Consider the following 21,860-nt stretch of genomic DNA (forward strand, 5'->3'; position numbering starts at 1 on the left):
GTCGGGAAGTTTTTTGGAAAAGAAAAAAATGCCTTTAAAAAGTTGGTAACAACGCCTTAAAACACAAAAATGTTTTTTTGTTTAAGGGTATCAATTGTACTATAAATACCTTTTTTGCCTTTTCGGGCAATTTTCTTTGCTATGGTTGCGGCTGCAGTAAAGTAAGCAGCTTTAGTAAAGTATTCGCCGTGGCCAAAGAAATCTTTTTCGCTGATTAAACTGCTAAGGGGTATTGGTTTAGGGGCAATAAAACGTAGTTCGGAGGTGTAGGCGGCGTAGCGTTGTAGGGTATCCTGCGTAGCTACAAAGCGGTAGTCGAGCATGAGCGCAAGGCCCTCGTCGAACCAAGTTGGTACCTTTGTTTTGGTTTTCCACCAACCCAAGCGGCTTATTAGCTCATCGTGCGACATCTCGTGGGCAATTACATCAGCGTTAAGGCCATCTTTATTAATAACTATCCAAGAGCCAAAAGGCGTACCTATCGTGCAGCCGGCGCCTTCTGTGGTTTGGCAGAATTGCTGGTAGTCTGCCAGATTATTACAAAATATAAGGGTGGCTTCCCCCTGCCGACCGCCCCAAAATTCATGAATACGTTTTTTAGCAATTTTAATATACTTTTTCAGGGAGTCTTGCTGTTTTAGAGTAGATGAGGCAGACACATAAACATTTTTTTCGATAGCCGAGAAGTTATCATATCTGATAAAAGCACAGCGTAATACCTGTGGAAAAACCCAGATAAACAGGAAAAAAACAAAGAATATGAGTATTAGGGCTGTTTTAAGAAATTTCATTATTTCTGTAACGCTGTTGAGCAGACCGAAAGTTCGCTGCCTAACATTTATGTTATTAAAAGATTATAACGTAATTTTGACAAAAATTTTAATCTTCTAACGACTTATATATGTATCAAATCATTCAAACCACTCATTCATATCTGGCTGCGCTTACTTTGCTTTTGTTATTGGTTGCTACTGTGAACGGAATCATCGGTGCTAATAGCCAGAAAGCCTTTGAGCAAAAAGATGCCAGTATTAACCGATTCGCGCTCATGGCTGTTCATACCATGTTTCTTTTAGGGCTTACTTTGCTGGTGCTTTCTCCGAAAGTGCAGTTCAGTAACCTGAAAGCAACCATGAGTGACCCTTTCTTGCGCCTCTATACTATTGAACATCCTTTTATGAATCTTATTGCGGTTGCGTTGGTAACTATTGGTTTTGGGCGTTCGAAACGTGCTGTTGGTAATGGTAAGAAATTTAAGCAAACCATGATATTCTTTGGCTTGGCTTTCGTGATTATTTTAAGCCGTATTCCGTGGCAATACTGGTTTAAATAAGTCTGTGATACCAGAAACCTCACGCGTTTCTGCAATTTACAGGAATTAGTTTATTGAGATAAAGTTTATAATTTATGTTAAGACCATATTTAGGAAATATAGGGCATTTGTCCATTATTGTCGCTTTCGTTGCTGCCTTAGTTTCTACGTATGCTTATTGGCAAGCTAGCCGCCCGACCACCCAAGCCCTGCAACACATTGTAACCGACTGGCTTAAATTTGCCCGTCGGGCTTTTTATGTGCATGCAGTAGCTACTGTTGCGATTTGTGTTTCGTTGCTAAGTATCATTTTTAATCATTATTTCGAATATCATTATGCCTGGGACAACGCCTCCTTGAGTTTACCCATTGGCTATGCTATTTCGTGTTTCTGGCAAGACCAGGAGGGTAGTTTTTTATTATGGATGTTCTGGAACGTAGTTGTTGGGGTAATATTGATTAATTCATCTTTAAGAAAAAACAAAACACTCGAAGCCCCTACACTTACCATTTTTACGTTGGTGCAGGCTTTTTTGGCATCGATGATTCTTGGTGTGGTTATTTTCGGAGATTTCAAGATTGGTAGTTCTCCATTCCTTACCCTGAAAGAATCAATGCCGGATATTCCTATCTGGAAAACTAATCCGAATTTTATTCCGAAAGATGGAAACGGACTGAATCCTTTGCTTCAAAACTACTGGATGGTAATTCACCCGCCAACTACTTTCTTGGGTTTTGCTTTTACTTTAGTGCCTTTTGCTTTTTGTATGGCAGGTTTATGGAGAAAACAATATACAGAATGGATAAAACCTGCTTTGCCGTGGACACTCGTAGCGGCTGTTATACTTGGAACTGGCATTATGATGGGAGGAATATGGGCTTATGAAACCCTGAATTTTGAAGGATACTGGAACTGGGACCCCGTTGAAAATGCCGTGTATGTACCGTGGCTGGTATTAGTAGCTAGTTTCCATACAATGCTATTGGCACGTAAAAACAGTTCAGCACTTAAATACACTATTATTCTGGTTATTGCGCAGTATATTCTGATTCTGTACTCAACGTTTCTGGCCAGAAGTGGGGTGCTTGGAAATGCCTCAGTACACTCGTTTACTGACTTGGGGCTTTCAGGGCAGTTGCTTTTGTATTTGTTTACTTTCATTATAGCGTCGGTAGTATTATCAATTATTCGCTGGAAAGAATTACCAAAAGATGCACAGGAGATTTCTACGTTCTCACGCGAGTTCTGGATTTTTATGGGTGTACTTATGCTTAGTCTGGCAGCTTTCCAGATAATTGTTACTACTTCAATACCCGTTTATAACAAAATCGGAGATGTATTCGGAGTAAAACTTAATATGGCTTTGCCTACCAATCAGGTAGAGCACTATACACGTTTTCAGATGTGGTTCTTTGTAGTTATTACAATTCTGACGGGTATCGCTCAGTATTTCTGGTGGAAACGTGTAAAGAAAGAAAGCCTTTCAAAATTGTTAAACCCACTTATTATTACGCTTCTGGTATCGGCAGCGGTTATTACTTTTGCTAAAGTTAACAACTGGCAATACATTATTGTGTTAACAGCAGCTACTTTTAGTATTGTGGCAAATGGTAGTATCCTGACCGATATTCTGAAAGGCAAATTTAAAGTGGCTGGCGGGGCTATTACACACATTGGTGTAGCGTTGATGCTTATCGGGATTATGTTTTCATCGGCTTATTCAAAAATAGTGTCGTTGAATTTCTCAGGATCTGAAATTTTTCAGGGGAACGATAAAGAAAATAAAGAGAATGTATTGCTCTGGCTGAACCGACCTACGCAATTGAGCGATTTTTCGTTTACCTATAAAGGACAATTCGTTGATGTAAGGAATGTGCCGGGGTATATCGAAAAGAAATATATTTTACCTGTGCCAGGTAGTAATTTTAAGGGTATTGCCCGCGCAGATGTTGTAGATGGTGACAAGGTATTTTACAAACGTGGTGATACTCTGGAGTATGAAGCCGAAAATACTTATTATCAGGTTGAATACACCGACAAAAACGGCAAGAACTTTAATCTTTATCCACGCTTCCAGATTAATGAGAAAATGGGTAATGTGGCATCGCCTGATATTAAAAAGTTCTGGAATAAGGATATTTACACGCACGTTCGTTTTGTTACGATGGATGAAGACAGAGACTGGAGTGTGCCGGAAGAGTTTACTGTGGCCGTAGGCGATACTTTCTTTGTAAATGATTACGTGGCCATTTTGCAGGATGTTGAAGGAGTAAGAGAGGTTGATGGCATGAAACTCAATGAAGGAGATGCCGCAGCACGGGCCATAGTGAAAGTGCTGGACCGAAATGCGTCTGTTACAATGCGACCTGTTTTTGCTATCCGTAACCATGAAATATGGAGTAAACCCGAAGTGAACAACGAAATGGGCTTGCGTATGCAATTAACCCGAATTGACCCTGTTATGGGTAAGTTTACGTTTTCAACGAGCCGTGGGCAACGAGAGTATATTGTATTGAAGGCCCTCGAAAAACCCCATATTAACTTGCTTTGGTTTGGTTTCTTGTTAGTGATAACAGGGCTTACTTTATCTGCCGTCAGGCGTTTTACAATAGTAGCGGCTGAGTAACGGCGGTACAACTTTATAAGAAAGAACAACAGTATTTTTGTGCAGAAGTTTCAGGGTAAAATCTGATTCCGCCAAAATGAGTCTGTTGTTCTTTTTTTGTGATTTTCTTTAAAAAAGCTGGGTCTTATTACTAAAATACATAGTTTGATTTGTAAGTTTGCACTACATTTCAATGGAACCTTCCGAATAAAAATTACTTGGAGCTTAGCAATAGCATTTAACATTTATGACTTTTCTAGAGAATATCTACCAAAAACTTGAATCTAAAATTGTTCTTTTTCTGGAGGCTTCTAATTGGCAGTGGCGTGTGGTAGCGGTAGCAATCCTGATAATGTTGTTGTCATTTTTTAATAATGTAATGCCTTTTCAGGACTTTAGGTCATATTATGAAGAAGTAATAACCAAGAGGGGAGAGTATTTTCTATATAAGGTTACAAAAGACCGCTCACAGAACTTGACTGAACACCGAGTTTATGAAGAGCCTGCGTCGAATAATCGTGTTTTTCGGCTTACCTTGCCAGTATTGGTAAAGGTCTTGCATATCAGGCACGTAAGTGTGTTTTTGTATGGTTTACAGTTAATACTAGGGGTGTTGTTGTATTTTTTGCTCACGCGATTTTTGTTTCAACTGCTCAACGACAAGGTGTCAACGCTACTAGGAGTAATAGCGTTAGCGTGTATTTATTTTGGGACTTCTTTCTTTATCGAAAATTGTGGATATGGCGATTTTTATGCCTTCCTGCTTCTTTTTCTAGGTATATATTTTCGAAATCCGCTAGTAATCTTTGCGAGTATTTTTGCTGCTACTTGGTGTGATGAACGTGCTAGTGTGGGCGCAGGTCTGGTGTTTTTGTGGTGGTGGGTTTCTCCGACCATCCGTGAGGGCAAGCCTGTAAGTTTTATTCCAAGCTGGCAGATGATAGCTACTGCTTTAGCCGTTATTGCTTATGGGGGCTTACGTTTTTATCTGATGAAGTACGTCGGGATGTCGGCTACTTATAAAGAAGGGGAGTTTTCTCAAATGATTATCGATAGCTGGGCTTCTTATGGTTTTAAGTTTGTTTGGGTGCTAGAGGGTTTCTGGCTATTAATGCTTCTGGCATTTTTGGTTTTATATACCAATCGGGAGTATTTTAAATTGCTTTTGGTAATGGGTGGTACAGTAGGAATGGTATTTTTAGGAATGACAACCTACGATTCGACCCGTAGTGGCTCTTATGTTTTTCCAATGATTTTTCTGGGACTGCTGCTGGTTCGCACAAAGTTAACCGAGAAACAGCTTCGAATTTTATTGGCGATTGTTGCACTATTGTGTTTTTTACATCCGCTTGCTACCAAAACCCGCGGTGTGGGGTACTTTCTTATGTGAGTGCGGCCGAATAACATTCCGCCGTACGTATCACGGAATGGTATTCCGTGTAGGAAACAGCAAGCAAATATAACTATCTATGATGCTCAGAACCCTGCTTAGCTTATTAGCATTCCAGACTTTTGCCCAGATACCTACAAACACTTGGCGTACCCATAGCAATTATTCCAGCTTAAAAGGACTAGAAGTTGTGGGTAGCAAAATATATGCTTATTCGGATAACGGTTTTTTTTATTATGACAAACTCAATAAGCAAGCCATAAAGCTATCAAAAGCCGACGGGTTAGCAGAGGCCAACATTGCACATATACGTTACAACCCTGTTTCCAGAAAAATGCTGATAGCCTATGAAACAGGTAATCTGGATTTAATCGAAATAGATACCGATGGTGCATTTGGTACTATTCATAATATAGACTTTATTAAACAGACAAATACAATTCAGGGCAGTAAACACATTAATGCCATTGAATATCAGGGAGATTTTGCTTACCTCGCCAGTGATTTTGGATTAGTGGTACTAGATACCAGAAAATCAGAAATTAAAGAAACCTATCAGAACATTGGGCAAGGAGGCGGTCAGGTGAGTCTGCAACAAATAGCCTTCACTCGAGACAGCATCTTTGTAAACGCTTCAGGTGGTATTTTAGGAGCAAAATTTGCTGCTGATGTTAATCTGCAATTTTTCGGTAACTGGCATCTGGTAAATAACCCAGCACTATTTAAAAATCCAGATTACCCTAAAGACCCGCTCGTGGTTGCTCCAAAGGAAATAGAAACTGACAATGAGGGGAAAACATGGATTGCCGATAACACAAATGGTTTACTAGGTAATCAGGAAAATATATTCAAGACCTATTCGCCTAATGGTATACAAGGCACAATCAACGAAGTATTTTATGTGTCGCCCGGCCTTTATGCTAAAGGTACACAAGGAAATGTATTTCAGGCAAACGAATGGAAGCAGCTACCTTTAGGGCAGATACCGGTAAATTCGAAAGATATAATTGATGCTTACGATTTTCGGTGGCAGATTGTTAATAACGGTGTGCGTGTAACTAACCCGACAAACGGCCTGACCCGCCTATATACAACTGGTAAAAATACCGGAAACCTACCAAGTTCCTTTGTAAACACAATAGCACTTGATAGAGAAGGTACTATCTGGATAGGAACAAATGATGGTATAGCCGGAATAATACCAGCAAGAGATATTTTCACCAGAGCAAATGATGCTTATACGCCCTATAACACACAGGGGCGCAGAGTTTTGTTACAGGAAACCATAACAAAAATTGTGATTGACGGTGGTAACAGAAAATGGATAGGCACTACTAATGGGCTTAACTTATTTAATAATACAGTTGATGAACTGGTTGCACATTTTGCCGAGGACAACAGCCCCTTGCCCACTAATGAAATAACAGATATAGGTATTGATAACACCACAGGAGAAGTTTTTGTATTAACACCTAAGGGCTTACTGTCTTACCAGAGCAATGCAACAGAACCACAGGAAAGCCTGAGTAATATAAAAATATTCCCGAACCCTATTCGGCCAGACTTTCAGGGAGTAATGACGGTTTCGGGTTTAAAAGAAAACACAGCCGTAAAAATAACTGATGCCGCAGGGCGATTGATATATGAAACGAAATCGAATGGAGGTACGGCCTCATGGGACATCCAGAACGCCACATCAGGCCGTAATATTTCGGGTATTTACATGGTTTTCTGTATTGCTGCCGATGGCTCCGAAAGCCTCGTTGGTAAGGTAGCGGTTATTAAATAAAACTATTCAGCTTTTTTGATAGTCACATAGAAGTTCTCATCCAGTTTTATTTCTGTAACACCTTCTTGTTTTAACGTTTGCCACTGTGTAGTCGGGTAAATGAAATTCGTTTTATCTTGATTAATAGCCACTTTTACAGGCATATTAAACCCTTCAATGCAATTGCTCCAACGATAAACCAATTTCCCATTTTCAATTTTATATTCTAGCTCTGGAATCCGAATGTCTCTCAGATACTGGTCAAATACTTTACTGAAATTCTTGCCTGATTTTTCAGAAACATAGTCTTCAATTTGTTTACTCACAACTGTCTGATGATAAAAAGTTTTGTTCAAACCTCTTAATACCTGACGCCAACGGGCATCGTCATCAACAATCTGGCGCATTGTATGCAACATATTTCCACCTTTATAATACATGTCGCCAGAACCTCCACTATTAACATTATAGGTGCCAATAATAGGAGCCTTGTTCAGAATATTTTTCCGGCAACCAATTACATAAGCCGCCCCTGCTTCTTTGCCATAATAATATTCTGTGAACAGATTTTCAGAGTAGTTAGTGAAACTCTCATGAATCCACATATCGGCTATGTCTTTATATGTAATGTTATTGGCAAACCATTCATGCCCCGACTCATGTACTATAATGAAATCCCATTTCATACCCCAGCCAGTACCCGATAAGTCGCGTCCCAGATAGCCGTTCTTGTATTTATTACCATAAGTAACCGAGCTTTGATGTTCCATACCCAAGTACGGAACCTCTACCAGTTTATAGCCATCTTCATAAAAAGGATAGGGGCCAAACCAGTATTCAAAGGCTTTCAGCATCATCGGCACTTGTTTGAATTGTTCTTTCGCTTTAGCTATATTCTCAGGTAGTACATAGTAATCGAGCGTAAGTTTGCCTTTTTCGCCCTCGTAGGTATCACCAAAATGCTCGTAATTGCCCACGTTCATATTAATACCGTAATTGTTGATGGGGTTAGAAACAAACCAGTTAAATGTTTTGGTGCCATCAGAATTGCTTATTACCTGACGCAAACGGCCGTTCGATACATCCTTTAAATTTTCAGGAACAGTAATACTGATAAGCATACTGTCACATTCGTCATACATGTGGTCTTTACAGGGCCACCACGCACTTGCACCTAAACCCTGACAAGAAGTTGCTACGTAGTCGTTTCCCTGAGAATCTTTTACCCATTGTACGCCACCATCCCACGGCGGACGCTTCGCTACAATAGGATTACCAGAATAATAAACCACAATTGATTCCCTTTTACCCTTCTCTTGTTTTTTCTTCAATGCAATCATATAGGCATTTTTACCGTCTTTTTTAAAAGAGAGTTCCTTTCCGTCTTGTGTTACTTTATCAATAGCAAGGGGTGGTTGCAAGTCAATCTGGATAGTCTGGTAAGGTTTTAGCACCTGATAGTAAACAGAAGTGCTTCCAGAAATGTATTTTTCAGGAGGATTTACTTTTACGCGAAGCTCATAGTATTTTAAATCCCACCAGCTTCTTTCGGGGGTTATACTACCTCTGAGGGTGTCGTCATGGGTAAATTCTTTGGTTTTGAGTTGCCCGTATGTAGTAAAAACAAATAGAATGTTGATAAAAAGTAAGTATGCTTTACGCATTTTCATGTTCTGATAAATTTTATTAAGCCAAAGTTAGTTTAAAATCTTTACTTTGTAGAAAACCGAAACATAATTTAAAAAATTGTGTTGAGTGTTATTATCTGTATGAAAATCAGATTAAATTAATTGATTCTGGCAAACTGTTTTTCGATAAAAATTGTACTAAAATAAGAAACAGGTTTTACCTGTTCTGAGAGAAAAAGTGTCACGTTGAGGGTTTTATCCCTCTAAATTAATAAAACATGAAACAGGCAAAAGACCCTTATGCTGCCCTCCGGTATCCTGACTTCAGATATTTCATCACAGCCCAGTTTTTATTTACAATTGCTATTCTGATTCAGGAGATTGTTATCAGTTATTATCTGTATGATAAAACCAACGACCCTTTAACGCTAGGGCTTATCGGGCTTTTTGAGGCAATTCCATATATTTCACTGGCGTTGTTTGGGGGCTATTTTGCCGACCGCAAAGATAAAAGAACCATCATACAGGTTTGTTATGTCATTATTATGATGTGTTCTTTACTTTTACTATGGGTAACGCATCCATCAGCCGAACATGGTTTCGACCTGACACAACAAAAGAATTTTATTTATCTGGTTGTGTTTTTTCTGGGCGTGGCCCGAGGGTTTTATGGCCCTGCCTGGACCTCCCTTAAACCCTTTCTGGTTGCAGCCGAACATTATTCTAACTCTGCCTCATGGAGTAGCCAGTTCTGGCAGACTGGTTCCATTTTGGGGCCAGCTTTAGGTGGTTTTTTCTATGCGTGGCTAGGGCTTACAGATACTTTAATATTGGTAATTGTGTTCTTTCTGATAGCTTTCGTGTTTGTTTCTCGCATTTCGAAAAAAGGTATTCAGAATATTGAAAAACAAGGCAGTGTTGTGCAAAGCCTCAAAGAAGGTATTAGCTTTGTGGTGCGTAATAAAATATTGTTTTATGCCATCTTGCTTGATATGTTCTCGGTCTTGTTTGGTGGAGTAGTAGCCATTTTGCCTGTTTTTGCGAAGGATATTCTGCATGTAGGACCCGAAGGATTGGGCATTATGCGGGCTGCTCCGGGAGTAGGTGCCGTTTTAACCATGTTAGGAACGGCTTATTTTCCGCCTACCCATAAAGCATGGCGTAATATGCTCATAGCAGTAACCGGATTCGGGCTAGCAACGCTGATTTTTGCTTTTTCGACCAGTTTCTTGCTGTCGATAGGGGCGTTGTTTCTCACAGGAGCTTTTGATAGTATAAGTGTGGTTATCAGGCAAACCATTTTACAGGTGTTGCCACCTGACGATATGCGGGGTAGAGTAAGTTCTGTAAATGGAATTTTTGTTAGTTGTTCTAACGAATTAGGAGCTTTTGAATCGGGCGCTTTGACAAAACTGATAGGCCCTATTCAGACAGTTGTTTTCGGTGGGGTCATGACGCTCGTTATTGCTGCCACGCTTTTTGTACGTTCAAAAGAGCTTTTTGCCTTTAAATTAGAAAGAACACCAAATCAATAAATCGGTATATAAAGAAAGACCACTTAGCTGCTAAGTGGTCTTTCTTTATAGGAGATGCCAGTATAATTAATATTTATAAGTCTTGTGTGAGGGAAAACTATCTGCTTATTTCCAATACTTCTACTTCTACTAGTCCGGCAGGGGCCTGAATCTGCGCCATTTCGCCTACTTTTTTGCCGAATAAGCCTTTTCCAAAAGGAGAATTAACAGAAATCTTACCTTGTTTCAAATCAGCTTCTTCTTCTGATACCAGCGTATAAGTCATCAAAGCTCCGTTTTTCTTATTTTTTATTTTTACTCTCGACAACAACGATACTTTAGAGGTGTCAATAGTCGATTCATCTAAAATACGTGCATTGGCTACCAGTTCTTCTAATTTCGAAATTTCCATTTCCATCAAGCCTTGAGCATCTTTAGCCGCGTCGTATTCGGCGTTCTCAGACAAATCACCTTTGTCACGTGCTTCTGCAATCTGACGAGCAATATCAGCCCTTCCTTTGGTCTTGAGTTCGTGAAGTCTATTTTTTAGGTTATTATACCCTTCTTCGGTGTAATACTGGATTTTTGACATATCTCTTATAAATTTAAAAACCCCTTTTTGCTGAGGGGTGGACAAAAAAAGAACGGCGAAAATTCGACCGTTCCTGATAAAACTTGAAATTTTATCAAAGAAACTACCTGAATTTTACTCGAAAAAATACTTTATTTGCTCGATTTTGTTTCATTTGTGCAATTTAGATAACAAAGGTACAAAGATTTTTTGAAATTAAGTATTTTTGGAACTACTTAATTCTATAACGAAGAAAAAATGAAAATAGTTTTTATGGGTACGCCAGACTTTGCCGTGGCGAGCTTGAAAAAATTGGTAGAGAATGGTTGCGAAGTTGTGGCTGTGGTAACAGCACCCGACAAACCCTCAGGCAGAGGCTTGCTGATGCACGAAACACCTGTAAAGAAATATGCAGTTGCACAGGGGATACCTGTATTGCAACCTGAAAAACTCAGAAACCCTGAGTTTTTGGAACAACTCAGAGGCTATAAGGCTGATTTACAGGTGGTTGTGGCTTTCAGGATGCTACCAGAGGTGGTCTGGAAAATGCCCTCAAAAGGCACTTTTAATTTGCATGGGTCAATATTGCCGCAGTATCGTGGAGCGGCCCCTATTAACTGGGCTGTAATTAACGGAGATACTGAAACAGGCGTAACTACGTTTTTTATTAAGCAGGAGATTGACACAGGCAATATTATTTTCGTTGATAAAGAGCCTATTTTCCCTTATGATAATGCCGGCACAGTACATGACAGGCTAATGGAAAGGGGGGCTAATCTGGTACTGAAAACCGTAAAGGCTATCGAAGCAAACGATTACCCGCAGTTGCCTCAGGACATAAGTCAGGAATTAAGACCAGCTCCAAAAATATTTAAAGAAACCTGTGAAATTAACTGGAATCAGCCGGCAGCGCAGGTGCATAATTTTATTCGGGGGCTTTCGCCGTATCCGGCTGCATGGACAACTCTGCAAGGGAAAATATGTAAAATTTACCAGTCTGAACTGACTGACACAGATGCGCCAGAAGCAAAAGCAGGAGAAATGCAGTCAGACGGAAAAACCTTTCTGGCATTCAAATGTGCCGATAAACTTCTGAAAATAAAAGAGCTTCAACTTGAAGGAAAAAAGAAAATGGGCGTAGAAGATTTTCTGAGGGGTTTCAGAATTTAGAAAGAATATATAAAGGAATCCGTCCTTTGATAAGTTATTTTTATCAAAGGACGGATTCCTGCTTTTAGTTGGTATTAACTACTGTTGTAAAGTTGGCACTAACTTTCATGGTTTCATGAAGAATCACATTGCATTTTTCGTCAGCAGCATGGTCTGTACAAACGGTTCCGACAATCTGCCCTTTCATGATAGTTTTGCCATCGGACTTATAAATTTTTTCAATAATCAGGTCGCCTTGTTCGCTCTTTTCTTCACGGCAATGCTTGTATATAGAAGACCCGCCTTTTTTCTTTGAGTAATGAATGGCACCAACGTAGGTGTCTTTTGTATTAAAAGAAAACTTGCCTGTTTTGAAATGCTCAGCATAAACATTGAGTAAATTAGACGAGTTGTCTTCAAACGACATATACAATATGCCTGAGCTGTATGCTGCATGAATGGTAATCTTGCTAGCTCCTGACCCATCTACGCTAAACGTATTCTCCTGATGAATAAATAGATTGCTCACAAGCATCAATTTGGCTTTGCCTGCGTGCGATAACTCTACGCTAATAGCCACAGGATTATAGGCATCTTCTGGTTTTTTACCCGGAGCTGTATACATAATAACTGCTTTATTTCCTTTATTGGCATAACCCAACAAGCCTGCTGATGGGTCTTTAGGCGCAGAGGTGGTGCAGTCAACGCCATTCAGGTAAAGTTTGGCAATATCGGTGCGGTCTGCAACTTTTGGGGGTATCAGCGGATATAATAATTCTATGTCTGGTATTGGTTTAGAAGTGGTTGTCCAGGGCCATTCTCCATTTTCGAGGTATTCAACCGTTAGTTCTTTGGTTTGTGTTACTAACACGGTATCGTATTCTGGCACAAGACGATAACGGGTTACCATTGACCACCAACTGAAATGCTTGATATAACCTGTAATGGTTTTCTGAGCTTTATCAACCACTAGCGGGCTGGTCATTTGCCATACTTTTTTCTGGTCCTGAAAAGCCAGTGCCATGTTATCTAGCGATGCGCCGTTAATTTCACGGTCGGTGTAATGATATGTAAAAGTAACAACTTTGGCAAATTCGCTACCATCAGGGCCGAACTCATATCCTGTGCCTACACCACCCCATGCTTTGTTTTCGACAGGACGAATGGTAATATTAGTTTCTTTGGTTACTGCTCCGGCCGGAAAAGTAAGGGTAAGTTTACCGTCAGAGGTTGTAATGCTGCCACCTTGTGGGCCAATCATTTTTGATGTAGTAGCACCCAGAGGTTTCCCTACTTCGGTTGGTGTTCCTGAAACAGGCTTATCAGGGTTAATGTTTTCCCGATTATTGTCACAGGAAAACAGGCCGACTAATACCAGTAAGGTAATAACAATAGCTTGTAATGTTTTCATAATTGTTTTAAAGTAATAGCTTTTCATATAATGTGATGATGTCAAAAACATGATACAAACTTATATTACTTCATAGAGTATATGAATCGGTGTATGTATGAACTGTATAATTGGCTTGTAGAAATGTAGGAACCATCTGATGAATTGTATGTGTAGATTGTTCAGAAATGAGCTTTATGGCTATTAAAAAAGGAGGGAAAACCCTCCTGAAACTATTGTTATCGGATATTTACGTTTTAGTTATTTTCCCATCCAGAGTTTAAAATCGCTTACCTTTTCGCGGCTAACTAAGGCTTGTTTGTTGTAAGAAGGGCGAAGCGTTAAAGCCAGACGACTTCCGAAATAAGGCTCCATTTTTTCAACGGCTTTGTGGGTTAATATCATGGCGCGGTTAATTCTGAAAAAACGTGCGGGGTCAAGGGTTTCAGCTATTTCATCTAAAGTGTAGTCGACCAGAAATTTCTGGTTAGTATGGGTTGTAAAGAAACTATATCTTTCGTCGGTAAAGAAGTAAGCAATTTCACCTACTTCAATAGAAAGTAGTTTCTGGTTCTGTTTTACCAGAAACCGCTCCCGATATTCGGGCGTAGCGTGCTTTTTGAGTTCGTCGAGTAATTTCTTGATACCACCTAACGAGTCCTGAGCAGGTTTTGAATGTACTTTTAAGGCTTCGTATTTGTTTAAACTACGTTGTAAATCATCGCGATGTACAGGCTTTAATAAATAATCAATACTATTAACCTTGAAAGCCTGCAAGGCATATTCATCATAAGAAGTAGTGAAAATAACAGTACTTTTTACTTCTGTCCGATTGAAAATTTCAAAACTCTGTCCATCTGAAAGCTCAATGTCGAGAAAAATAAGGTCAGGGTCTGCATTCAGATTCGCTCTGTTTGTTTCCAGCCATTCAACGGTATCTTCTATGCTGTCGGTAACTCCTATTACATTGATTTCGGAAGTTATTTCATTTATTATTTTTTTCAAACGACGGACCGATAACGCTTCGTCTTCAACAATCAATGCATTCATGATAAACAGTAGTTCTTAAGTTAATTTTATTCAGATATTTAGTATAGCGTATTTTTACATGGACTTCATAATCAGAGGTAATGTAACCGTGAAGTAATCTGGGCCGTTTTCGATAACAGGAGGACTTATTTCAGGTTTACTTTGTGCAAGCAGGCTATATTTTGCCTGAATATTGGCTAAGCCTATTTGCGTTGACTCGAGGTTTTCAAGCCCCGACACACTTTTTCTCTGGAGGTTGTTCTGTACTTCCAGCAAACCATCATTAGTGGTGTTGATATTAATAGTGAGCGGGCGGCTTGGTCTGATAACATTGTGCTTGACGGCGTTCTCGACCAGTAGTTGTAAAGTTATGGGTGGAATCAGATGCCCCATGTATTTGTCGTTTACGCTAATGTTCAGATGCAGGCCATCGCCGTATCTGGTTTTAAGCAAATGATAATACGATTCAATGAAATTTAACTCATTGTTAAGGGTTGTCAGGTGGCTGGTGGTGTCGCCCTCAACGGTTGATTGATTGGCTTGTAACAAATAGCGATACACCCGTGCCATCTGGTCAACAAATTCTTCTGCCTTTTCCGAATCCTCAGTAATGAGTGTTGAAAGTGAATTAAGGCTGTTAAATAAAAAATGTGGGCTTATTTGTGCTTTCAGGCTTTGCAGTTGCCCCTGAATGTTTTCTTTCAGCAGTTTTTCTTTGTTTACCTCGTGTTGTTTCCAATGCCCAAGCGAGTGAAATGTTTCCTGAATAACCATTGTCAGTACAATGGCCATCATGTTAATGACATATATAATGAGCAAGGTCATGTAGCTAAGTGTAGACCCAAAAAGCCTTAGACGGATGTATAAGGTAGCTACTAGCCCCAGAAAAATAGCCGATAAAATGGCATGTGTAAGTACCGAAATGCCTACGCGTTGAATGGTTTGCCCCAAGCCTGCATACCGTTGAGCAATAAGGGTATTAACGTAGTTCTGAACTAAAAAGGTGCAGGTAAGAATAATCAGATTAAGAGAGGTTGCGCCCAGAAATGTTTTTATATCAGAAAAATAAGACGAGCCTACCAGCAAATAACTAAAGAATACCAGAAACACAGGCATGGTAAGTAAGTAAGACCAGCTTGTCTTTGCCTCGGTTTTTTTGGTAAAATTATTTGCAAGCAGATTCTTCATAAATCTATAAAATGAAACCTTTTCTATGGTTAACTAACAAAAATAAGTCAATTTAAGGCTGCTTTTAACTGATACCTTGTATCAAACTCAATAAAAACTGTATGGATTGCATATTTTTGATTCCTAACTGGTGGGAAGTCTTTCTTTAATTACAGGCAGAATTACCGTAAAATGGGTATCATCTTTGATTACCTCCACGGGGTCGTCACAAATAAATGTGTACTTGGCCTGAAGGTTAGCTAGCAGGGCCTCCTGCATATCCATGCTCCGAATCTTTTTTTGCAGGTTGTTCTGTACCATAACTCTTTTATCGGGTAGTACTTCAAGGCTGATGGTTAAAGGCTTGCTAACCGACATCATATTGTGTTTAATGGCATTATCGACAAGTATCTGGAGGCTTAAAGGAGGAATAATAATGCCTGAATGATTGGGCAGTTCAGGAAATACAAATTGCAGCCCGTCGCCATAACGTACCTTGAGCAGCCTTGTATAAATTTCCAGAAATTCGAGTTCGGTTGATAGGCTGGCAAATTCGACCTTTGCCGCTTGTAACATATACCTGTATATTCTGGAAAGGTCTTCAACAAAGCGTTCGGCTAACTCTTTGTTTTCGCCAATGAGCGATGAAAGCGTATTTAAACTATTGAACAGAAAATGAGGATTAACTTGCCCTTTCAAAGCATCGAACTGGCGTTGAAGGGTAATACGTTCCAGTTTTTCGTTTTCGGCCTGATGCTGTTTCCACTTTTCAAAAGCATAGAATAAACCTAAAGCAGCGCACAGGAAAACATCAAAGAAAAGCCCCAGTATCATGATAGGCCATATTTTTTGCCAGACAAACGCTACGCCAAGATAAGGTATAATGCTGTAAGCCCATACATCAAAAACAGCTAGCAGCATGGTCATGCTTCCGACTAATATAAGCATGATTAACAAACGTTGCTTTGTTTGATAAACCATCGGGAAACGGGCTATTACCCAGCGGATAGCCAGTGTTAGCATGATAATGGAAAACCAGTATAGCACAAAAACGAGTTCTGTCCCGATAAGAAAGGTACGTAGGTTGGAGAAATAAGTTTCGCCAATAAAATAGTAGTTACCTGCAACAAAAAAGATGGGCATCATCGACAGATGATACCACCATTCATATTTTGAAAAAAAACTCGGCCTCATAAAATAGTATCAGCGTATTTTGAGGATAATGCGCTCCAGCTAATCTTCAAAAATAACTATTTTATCAGCTATGTTTTCATAGAATAACTTTATGAACCTGCTTTTATGTATGAATTGATAAAAATGCTGTATGATTTGTATTTATTGCCGTTAAAATTACAGCGCAAACAAGGCAAGAGTCTGGCAAAAATGAAAACAAAGTACTGCCTGACAGAAACAACCAAAGCAGTACCTTGAATATAATAACATTATTTAACGGCCACTAGTGTAAAGGATTCTCCGGCTTCATCAACGCTGTTAACCATGAGTTTCTTATCTTTTATTTGTGCTACTCTTTCGCCTTCATAGAACAGGTCGATAGTGCCACTTCCGGGCGACACCACTACTCCTTCTACAAACTCAACCATAAACTCATCGTTAGTAGCTTTCTGACGGATATTAAGTTTCACATCTACTGTTGAGTCCGTTTTGCGGGTAATCTGAATAGAACCTTTAATGCTGGTTTCAGAAGCAGGTATGGTTTGACCCTGAAACACAATTTCTGTAAAATTATAATTGCCTGCTGCCTGAGTGGCTAGGTCAGGGGTGGGCGAGTCATGGTTTTTACATGAGCCAAGTAGCAAGGTAAAAATAGCTAATACACCTAATACTGATTTTAAAGAGTAACGTAATGCTTTCATTGTTGTTTACATAATTTTGTTTTGAATAAGAAAATACTGCTGTACAAACTTGTTGTCAGCCATGCAAAGATGTAGGGTTTGGTAGGTATTATTAAATGTTGCACTGTCTGAAACCTCAATTTGGGTGCATGAATCAGCCATTTTTAGACATCAATTGCATAAAAACTCTCTCATACAGACATAAATATAAAAGCAATACTTGCTTGGTCAAATTTCTTCACTTCATCCTGATAATATAGCAGTTTAGCCACCCGAATGCGCAGTTTAAGCCTAAACAGTTAGTTTAAACCTACACGGTCAGGATAATTTTGTGATGCTCAAGAAGTCAGAGGAAAATCTGTATCAGAAGTTTTAGAGCAATAAATCATCTGCCAGAATCCTCTTTACATGCTTGCTATTTATCAATTATGAAAAAGTTATCAAAAAAAATGAAAATCACTTCAACACTTTGGGCGTTGTTGCTGCTTGTAGGCAGTACGCTCGTATCATGTAAAGAAACCGAAGAAACACCTAAGCCTACACCTGACATACAACTGAAAGCACAGGCAGGCCCCGACCAAGATGTTTTACCTACAAAACTTGTTACTTTAGACGGCTCGGCTTCGACCGGAAAAGATAGTAAAACTTTTAACTGGATAATGATTAGGAAACCCAGCAACAGCGATGCAACGTTGGCGCAGGCAAACACAGCAAAGCCCAACTTTACCCCTGATATTGTCGGATACTATGAATTTGAACTGACCGTAACCGATGGTTCAGAAAAAAGTCAGGACCGTATAAAGATAAAAGCAGAATATACTGAGCCTATTACGTTAGATAAACCTATTACCAGCAAAACACGTTTGTTTGACCGCTTTATTGACCCCGTTAAAGCTGATTATCTGGTAACGAAAGATATTCCGGTAAGTGCTGAACTGACCATTGACCAAGGCGTAACAATGGCATTTGACCGCGATAAAAGCCTTAGTATTGAAGAAAAGGGTACTATCAGCGCGTTGGGGGTAATCGAACAACGTATCAGGTTTACGGGTATTCAGGCCCAAAAAAGCTATTGGGCAGGTATAAAGCTATATTCTCCTAGTACTGCCAATGCTTTAGCTTTTGTTGATATTGAGTTCGGAGGTAGCAAAATTGCTTTTACCAATACAAAAGCAGGTTTGGCAATGTTTGGCAATAATAAGGCGCAGATAAGCCTCACAGATTGCAACTTTACAAGTAACGATGGTTATGGGTTGTATGTACAGAATGGCTCGGTGTTTCGTGCATTTGCTCGTAATAGCTTTGCCAAACAAACCGAAGCGGGTATTCTGATAGATGCCTATAATGCTACTTTGCTCGATGCGGCCTCGAAGTTTACAGGGGGTAATGGGCGCGACGTAGTGGAAATAAGTTCGTCAGATATTAAAGATGGGCAAAATGTGAGTTGGTCGGCTTTTGCAGATAAAACACCTTATCGTTTGCTAGGTAATATGGCTATTGAAACAGGCTGGACACTCAAACCAGGAGTAATAGTAGAAGTAGCCAGAGATGCCATGATTAGTATTAACCGCAATGGGTATTTATCAGCCAAAGGAACAGCCGATAACAAAGTGCTTATTACGGGGTCTTCAAGAAATACAACACACTGGAGAGGCATAATTGTGTACTCGGTAAGTGCCTTGAACGTAATTGAAAACGCCGAAGTAAGTGGTGGCGGAAGCACCGTAATTGTGTCGGGTAAAAAAGCTACTGTAACAGCCTATGGCAAAGGGGCAAAAGTAAGTATCAAAAATACGCGTATCAGCAATGGCGGTGGTTATGGTATCATGTATACATCTGATGCTGAAATCAATGCCGACGCCGCATCGGCTAACACATTTGCTGCGAATGCAGGCACAAATCTCTATAAACTATAAACAAATTTCGGGCAGATATATGCTGTTATGTTTGCCCGCTAGAAATCCAGATAAAACCATGAAATCAATCATATATAGCCTGATGCTGTCTTTGTCTGCAATGGCATGCACTACCGATAAAACAACCGAACCCACCCCAGCGGATAACACTTCGGGTAAAGTAGAAAAAGGAATTGTAAAAGGAAGGGTAACCGATGCCAATAATAAACCTATTGCCAATGCAAAAATTGTAGCCAATAGCCTCGATTATCAGGATGCACGCATTGGTTATTCTGATGCAAACGGTAATTACAGTATTAAACTCCCTACTGGCATAGCGTCAGGCTCATTTTATGTGAGAGGGAGTGTAAGAGTAAAATATAATGGGCAAAACTATGATTTAGCTCTTTTTACTGAAAATGACAGCCAGTTTTCGCCCTACGATGGTGCTATCAAGAATCTTACCCTGAAACTAACAGGTAAAAGAACAGGAAACTTTGGCGATGATGGCTTTTATGGCGGTACACTTGAAATACACCACGATTTCGATACCATTGAAAGAGAGAATATAGAACTGACGTTAGTGCCTGATGGCCCATTGGTTGACGGGAGTACTGGTAAAACTCTAGTGCGCCGTGCCGCAGCTGACGATTATAATATTTATGATATACCCGTAGGAAAATATAAGATTACGGCAAGAGACGTGAGTAATGGCAGGAAGCTAAAAGTAAAAGTACGTTATGATGAGAAAGATTATAGCGATTCGGCCACGGGTGTTTTTGTGCCTCCTTACGAGTTGGCTGAAATATATGAGCTTACTATATTAATCAAGTAAGATATGATGTCGTAAACAAATAAAATACATAGGGTTAGTTTTGTTAAAATTAGGTTTCACCACACACAACTTTAATTTAAGGGTTCTTCATTGAAGAATCCTTTTTTTATGGATGATATTTTCTTGCAAACTCACAAATTTTTCTATTTTTGCCCAACTAACTATTAACCAAACGTATGAAAAAAATTCAACAGACTATCCTTCTGGGGCTGCTTTGTGGGGCTATCACGGGCTTTTCACAGAATAATGACAAAAAAAATGACGAAAAACCTGTAATTGCCCAGATAGTTCCTGCACCAGTAGAAACCAAAGGCCAGATTACCATTGGCGGGCAAACCATTAGCTACACTACCCGCACAGGATACATGGTTTTAAAAGATGAAAGCGGCAAACCCAAAGCAAATATATTCTTTATAGCTTATACAAAAGATGGCGTAAGTGATGTAACTAAACGCCCTGTTACCTATACTTTCAATGGTGGCCCGGGTTCGGCCTCGGTGTGGCTGCACATGGGCTGTATAGGCCCCAAACGTATTCCGATGAGCGACAAGGGAGAAGCTCTGGCTCCGCCATATTCTTATGTAAATAACGAATACAGTTGGTTAGATAAAACCGATCTGGTATTTATTGACCCCGTGAATACAGGTTATAGCCGAGCAGTTCAAGGGGAAAATGAGCGTCAGTTTCTGGGTTATGTAGAAGATATTGAGGCGGTAGGAGAGTTTATTCGTTTACACGCAACCAAGTATGGCCGTTGGGGTTCTCCTAAGTTTCTGGCAGGCGAAAGCTACGGTACTACCAGAGCAGCGGGTTTATCGGGCTACCTGCAAGACAAATACAATATGTATATCAATGGTATTGCTTTGATTTCTTCCATCCTGAATTTTCAGACAGCCCTTTTTGATAAAGGCAATGACTTGCCGTACGAGCTTTTTCTGCCTACTTATACAGCCATGGCATGGTATCATAAAAAAATAGCTCCTGAGTATCAGGCCGATTTGCAAAAAACACTTCGGGAGGTTGAAAAATTCGTTCTGAACGAATACTCAACTGTATTAATGAAAGGAGATATGGCAACTGAAGCCGAACAAACAATGGTTACCGAAAAACTAAGCAAATTTACGGGCTTGTCGAAAGAATATATAAAACGTGCCAATAACCGTATAGAAATCAGTCGGTTTGTGAAAGAACTATTACGTGACGAAGGTAAAACCGCAGGCCGTCTGGACGGAAGGTTTACAGGTACTGACTACGACAACGCCGGAGAACGCTACGAGTTTGACCCAAGCCTTGATGCCACCATCTCAGGACCTTATTCGGGAACTATCAACCATTATCTTCGTCAGGAGTTAAAGTATGAAAACGATTTGCCTTATCTGATTCTAACAGGTAGAGTACAACCCTGGAATTACAATAATGTGCAGAACAAGTATCTGAATGTGAGCGAAACGTTACGTCAGGCAATGTCGAAAAATCCGTATTTAAAGGTATGGGTTGCCGCAGGGTATTACGATTTGGCTACGCCTTATTTTGCAGCCGAATATACTTTTAATCACATGATGTTGCGCCCTGAACAAAAGAAAAACGTAAATTTTACCTATTTTGAAGCCGGACACATGATGTATATCCACAAAGAATCGTTAATTAAATTAAAGAAAGACGCAGATAAGTTTTATGACTCGGCGTTTAAATAACTTGTGTTTTGTTGTAAATACCTATTATTATCCATGAATCCACTTTGAGTAGAATAGCT

The 21,860-nt window shown here is 39.7% G+C and carries 17 protein-coding genes; 9 read left to right on the forward strand and 8 right to left on the reverse strand.

From position 1 onward, the window contains the following. Positions 1–56 precede the first annotated feature (56 nt). Positions 57–791 (reverse strand): hypothetical protein, encoded by a 735-nt coding sequence (locus WAA15_RS22495; protein WP_337045100.1) that lies wholly within the window; start codon positions 789–791, stop codon positions 57–59. 110 nt (positions 792–901) lie between these two features. Between WAA15_RS22495 and WAA15_RS22500 the strand changes: the two genes are divergently transcribed. The 4 genes from WAA15_RS22500 to porZ all read left to right on the forward strand — a co-directional run bounded on the left by WAA15_RS22500 (position 902) and on the right by porZ (position 7,097). Further along, on the forward strand, positions 902–1,333 hold the full coding sequence (locus WAA15_RS22500) for a hypothetical protein (RefSeq protein ID WP_337045101.1): 432 nt from the start codon (positions 902–904) through the stop codon (positions 1,331–1,333). A gap of 74 nt (positions 1,334–1,407) precedes the next feature. After that, positions 1,408–3,939: a cytochrome c biogenesis protein CcsA gene (gene ccsA, locus WAA15_RS22505; protein ID WP_337045102.1), complete on the forward strand. Its 2,532-nt coding sequence runs from the start codon at positions 1,408–1,410 to the stop codon at positions 3,937–3,939. 226 nt (positions 3,940–4,165) lie between these two features. Next, on the forward strand, positions 4,166–5,308 hold the full coding sequence (locus tag WAA15_RS22510; protein WP_337045103.1) for a hypothetical protein: 1,143 nt from the start codon (positions 4,166–4,168) through the stop codon (positions 5,306–5,308). Positions 5,309–5,387: 79 nt separating this feature from the next. Then, positions 5,388–7,097, forward strand: coding sequence for a type IX secretion system anionic LPS delivery protein PorZ (gene porZ / locus WAA15_RS22515; protein WP_337045104.1), 1,710 nt, complete (start codon positions 5,388–5,390; stop codon positions 7,095–7,097). Between the two features lie 2 nt (positions 7,098–7,099). On the opposite strand, the gene WAA15_RS22520 is transcribed toward porZ, so the two are convergent. Beyond that, complete coding sequence (locus tag WAA15_RS22520) at positions 7,100–8,740, reverse strand: M1 family metallopeptidase (RefSeq protein WP_337045105.1); 1,641 nt, start codon at positions 8,738–8,740, stop codon at positions 7,100–7,102. 242 nt (positions 8,741–8,982) lie between these two features. Here WAA15_RS22520 and WAA15_RS22525 point away from each other — a divergent pair, with 242 nt between their 5' ends. Continuing rightward, on the forward strand, positions 8,983–10,239 hold the full coding sequence (locus WAA15_RS22525; protein WP_337045106.1) for an MFS transporter: 1,257 nt from the start codon (positions 8,983–8,985) through the stop codon (positions 10,237–10,239). A 97-nt stretch (positions 10,240–10,336) separates the two neighbouring features. On the opposite strand, the gene greA is transcribed toward WAA15_RS22525, so the two are convergent. Further along, positions 10,337–10,810, reverse strand: coding sequence for a transcription elongation factor GreA (gene greA, locus WAA15_RS22530; RefSeq protein WP_337045107.1), 474 nt, complete (start codon positions 10,808–10,810; stop codon positions 10,337–10,339). A gap of 252 nt (positions 10,811–11,062) precedes the next feature. On the opposite strand from greA, the gene fmt reads away from it, so the two are divergent. Further along, a complete protein-coding gene (gene fmt / locus WAA15_RS22535) occupies positions 11,063–11,959 on the forward strand; it encodes a methionyl-tRNA formyltransferase (RefSeq protein ID WP_442892824.1) in 897 nt (298 codons plus the stop codon). A 64-nt stretch (positions 11,960–12,023) separates the two neighbouring features. Here the strand turns inward: fmt and WAA15_RS22540 are convergent, their stop codons facing one another. The 5 genes from WAA15_RS22540 to WAA15_RS22560 all read right to left on the reverse strand — a co-directional run bounded on the left by WAA15_RS22540 (position 12,024) and on the right by WAA15_RS22560 (position 17,398). Next, positions 12,024–13,349, reverse strand: coding sequence for a hypothetical protein (locus tag WAA15_RS22540; RefSeq protein WP_337045109.1), 1,326 nt, complete (start codon positions 13,347–13,349; stop codon positions 12,024–12,026). A 240-nt stretch (positions 13,350–13,589) separates the two neighbouring features. Continuing rightward, positions 13,590–14,378: a LytR/AlgR family response regulator transcription factor gene (locus WAA15_RS22545; RefSeq protein ID WP_337045110.1), complete on the reverse strand. Its 789-nt coding sequence runs from the start codon at positions 14,376–14,378 to the stop codon at positions 13,590–13,592. Between the two features lie 54 nt (positions 14,379–14,432). Further along, a complete protein-coding gene (locus tag WAA15_RS22550) occupies positions 14,433–15,545 on the reverse strand; it encodes a sensor histidine kinase (protein ID WP_337045111.1) in 1,113 nt (370 codons plus the stop codon). Between the two features lie 123 nt (positions 15,546–15,668). Next, positions 15,669–16,718 carry a sensor histidine kinase gene (locus WAA15_RS22555; protein ID WP_337045112.1) on the reverse strand — a complete coding sequence of 350 codons (1,050 nt, stop codon included), beginning with the start codon at positions 16,716–16,718 and terminating at the stop codon, positions 15,669–15,671. A gap of 248 nt (positions 16,719–16,966) precedes the next feature. Further along, positions 16,967–17,398, reverse strand: coding sequence for a hypothetical protein (locus tag WAA15_RS22560; protein WP_337045113.1), 432 nt, complete (start codon positions 17,396–17,398; stop codon positions 16,967–16,969). A gap of 428 nt (positions 17,399–17,826) precedes the next feature. Here WAA15_RS22560 and WAA15_RS22565 point away from each other — a divergent pair, with 428 nt between their 5' ends. The 3 genes from WAA15_RS22565 to WAA15_RS22575 all read left to right on the forward strand — a co-directional run bounded on the left by WAA15_RS22565 (position 17,827) and on the right by WAA15_RS22575 (position 21,801). Further along, positions 17,827–19,293, forward strand: a complete 1,467-nt coding sequence (locus WAA15_RS22565) for a PKD domain-containing protein (RefSeq protein ID WP_337045114.1) — start codon at positions 17,827–17,829, stop codon at positions 19,291–19,293. A 58-nt stretch (positions 19,294–19,351) separates the two neighbouring features. Further along, positions 19,352–20,107 (forward strand): carboxypeptidase-like regulatory domain-containing protein, encoded by a 756-nt coding sequence (locus WAA15_RS22570; protein ID WP_337045115.1) that lies wholly within the window; start codon positions 19,352–19,354, stop codon positions 20,105–20,107. A gap of 176 nt (positions 20,108–20,283) precedes the next feature. Beyond that, positions 20,284–21,801, forward strand: a complete 1,518-nt coding sequence (locus WAA15_RS22575; protein ID WP_337045116.1) for a S10 family peptidase — start codon at positions 20,284–20,286, stop codon at positions 21,799–21,801. Positions 21,802–21,860: the final 59 nt, after the last annotated feature.

The sequence above is a fragment of the Emticicia sp. 17c genome (assembly GCF_037153985.1).
Taxonomy (GTDB): Bacteria; Bacteroidota; Bacteroidia; order Cytophagales; family Spirosomataceae; genus Emticicia.

Bases quoted from the DNA above. Each gene is read 5' to 3' on its own strand.
- WAA15_RS22560 (WP_337045113.1), bottom strand. From the start codon at position 17,398: ATGAAAGCATTACGTTACTCTTTAAAATCAGTATTAGGTGTATTAGCT.
- WAA15_RS22525 (WP_337045106.1), top strand. From the start codon at position 8,983: ATGAAACAGGCAAAAGACCCTTATGCTGCCCTCCGGTATCCTGACTTC.
- WAA15_RS22510 (WP_337045103.1), top strand. From the start codon at position 4,166: ATGACTTTTCTAGAGAATATCTACCAAAAACTTGAATCTAAAATTGTT.
- WAA15_RS22495 (WP_337045100.1), bottom strand. From the start codon at position 791: ATGAAATTTCTTAAAACAGCCCTAATACTCATATTCTTTGTTTTTTTC.
- WAA15_RS22575 (WP_337045116.1), top strand. From the start codon at position 20,284: ATGAAAAAAATTCAACAGACTATCCTTCTGGGGCTGCTTTGTGGGGCT.
- WAA15_RS22520 (WP_337045105.1), bottom strand. From the start codon at position 8,740: ATGCGTAAAGCATACTTACTTTTTATCAACATTCTATTTGTTTTTACT.
- greA (WP_337045107.1), bottom strand. From the start codon at position 10,810: ATGTCAAAAATCCAGTATTACACCGAAGAAGGGTATAATAACCTAAAA.
- WAA15_RS22545 (WP_337045110.1), bottom strand. From the start codon at position 14,378: ATGAATGCATTGATTGTTGAAGACGAAGCGTTATCGGTCCGTCGTTTG.
- WAA15_RS22550 (WP_337045111.1), bottom strand. From the start codon at position 15,545: ATGAAGAATCTGCTTGCAAATAATTTTACCAAAAAAACCGAGGCAAAG.
- WAA15_RS22565 (WP_337045114.1), top strand. From the start codon at position 17,827: ATGAAAATCACTTCAACACTTTGGGCGTTGTTGCTGCTTGTAGGCAGT.
- ccsA (WP_337045102.1), top strand. From the start codon at position 1,408: ATGTTAAGACCATATTTAGGAAATATAGGGCATTTGTCCATTATTGTC.
- porZ (WP_337045104.1), top strand. From the start codon at position 5,388: ATGATGCTCAGAACCCTGCTTAGCTTATTAGCATTCCAGACTTTTGCC.
- WAA15_RS22500 (WP_337045101.1), top strand. From the start codon at position 902: ATGTATCAAATCATTCAAACCACTCATTCATATCTGGCTGCGCTTACT.
- WAA15_RS22570 (WP_337045115.1), top strand. From the start codon at position 19,352: ATGAAATCAATCATATATAGCCTGATGCTGTCTTTGTCTGCAATGGCA.
- WAA15_RS22555 (WP_337045112.1), bottom strand. From the start codon at position 16,718: ATGAGGCCGAGTTTTTTTTCAAAATATGAATGGTGGTATCATCTGTCG.
- fmt (WP_442892824.1), top strand. From the start codon at position 11,063: ATGGGTACGCCAGACTTTGCCGTGGCGAGCTTGAAAAAATTGGTAGAG.
- WAA15_RS22540 (WP_337045109.1), bottom strand. From the start codon at position 13,349: ATGAAAACATTACAAGCTATTGTTATTACCTTACTGGTATTAGTCGGC.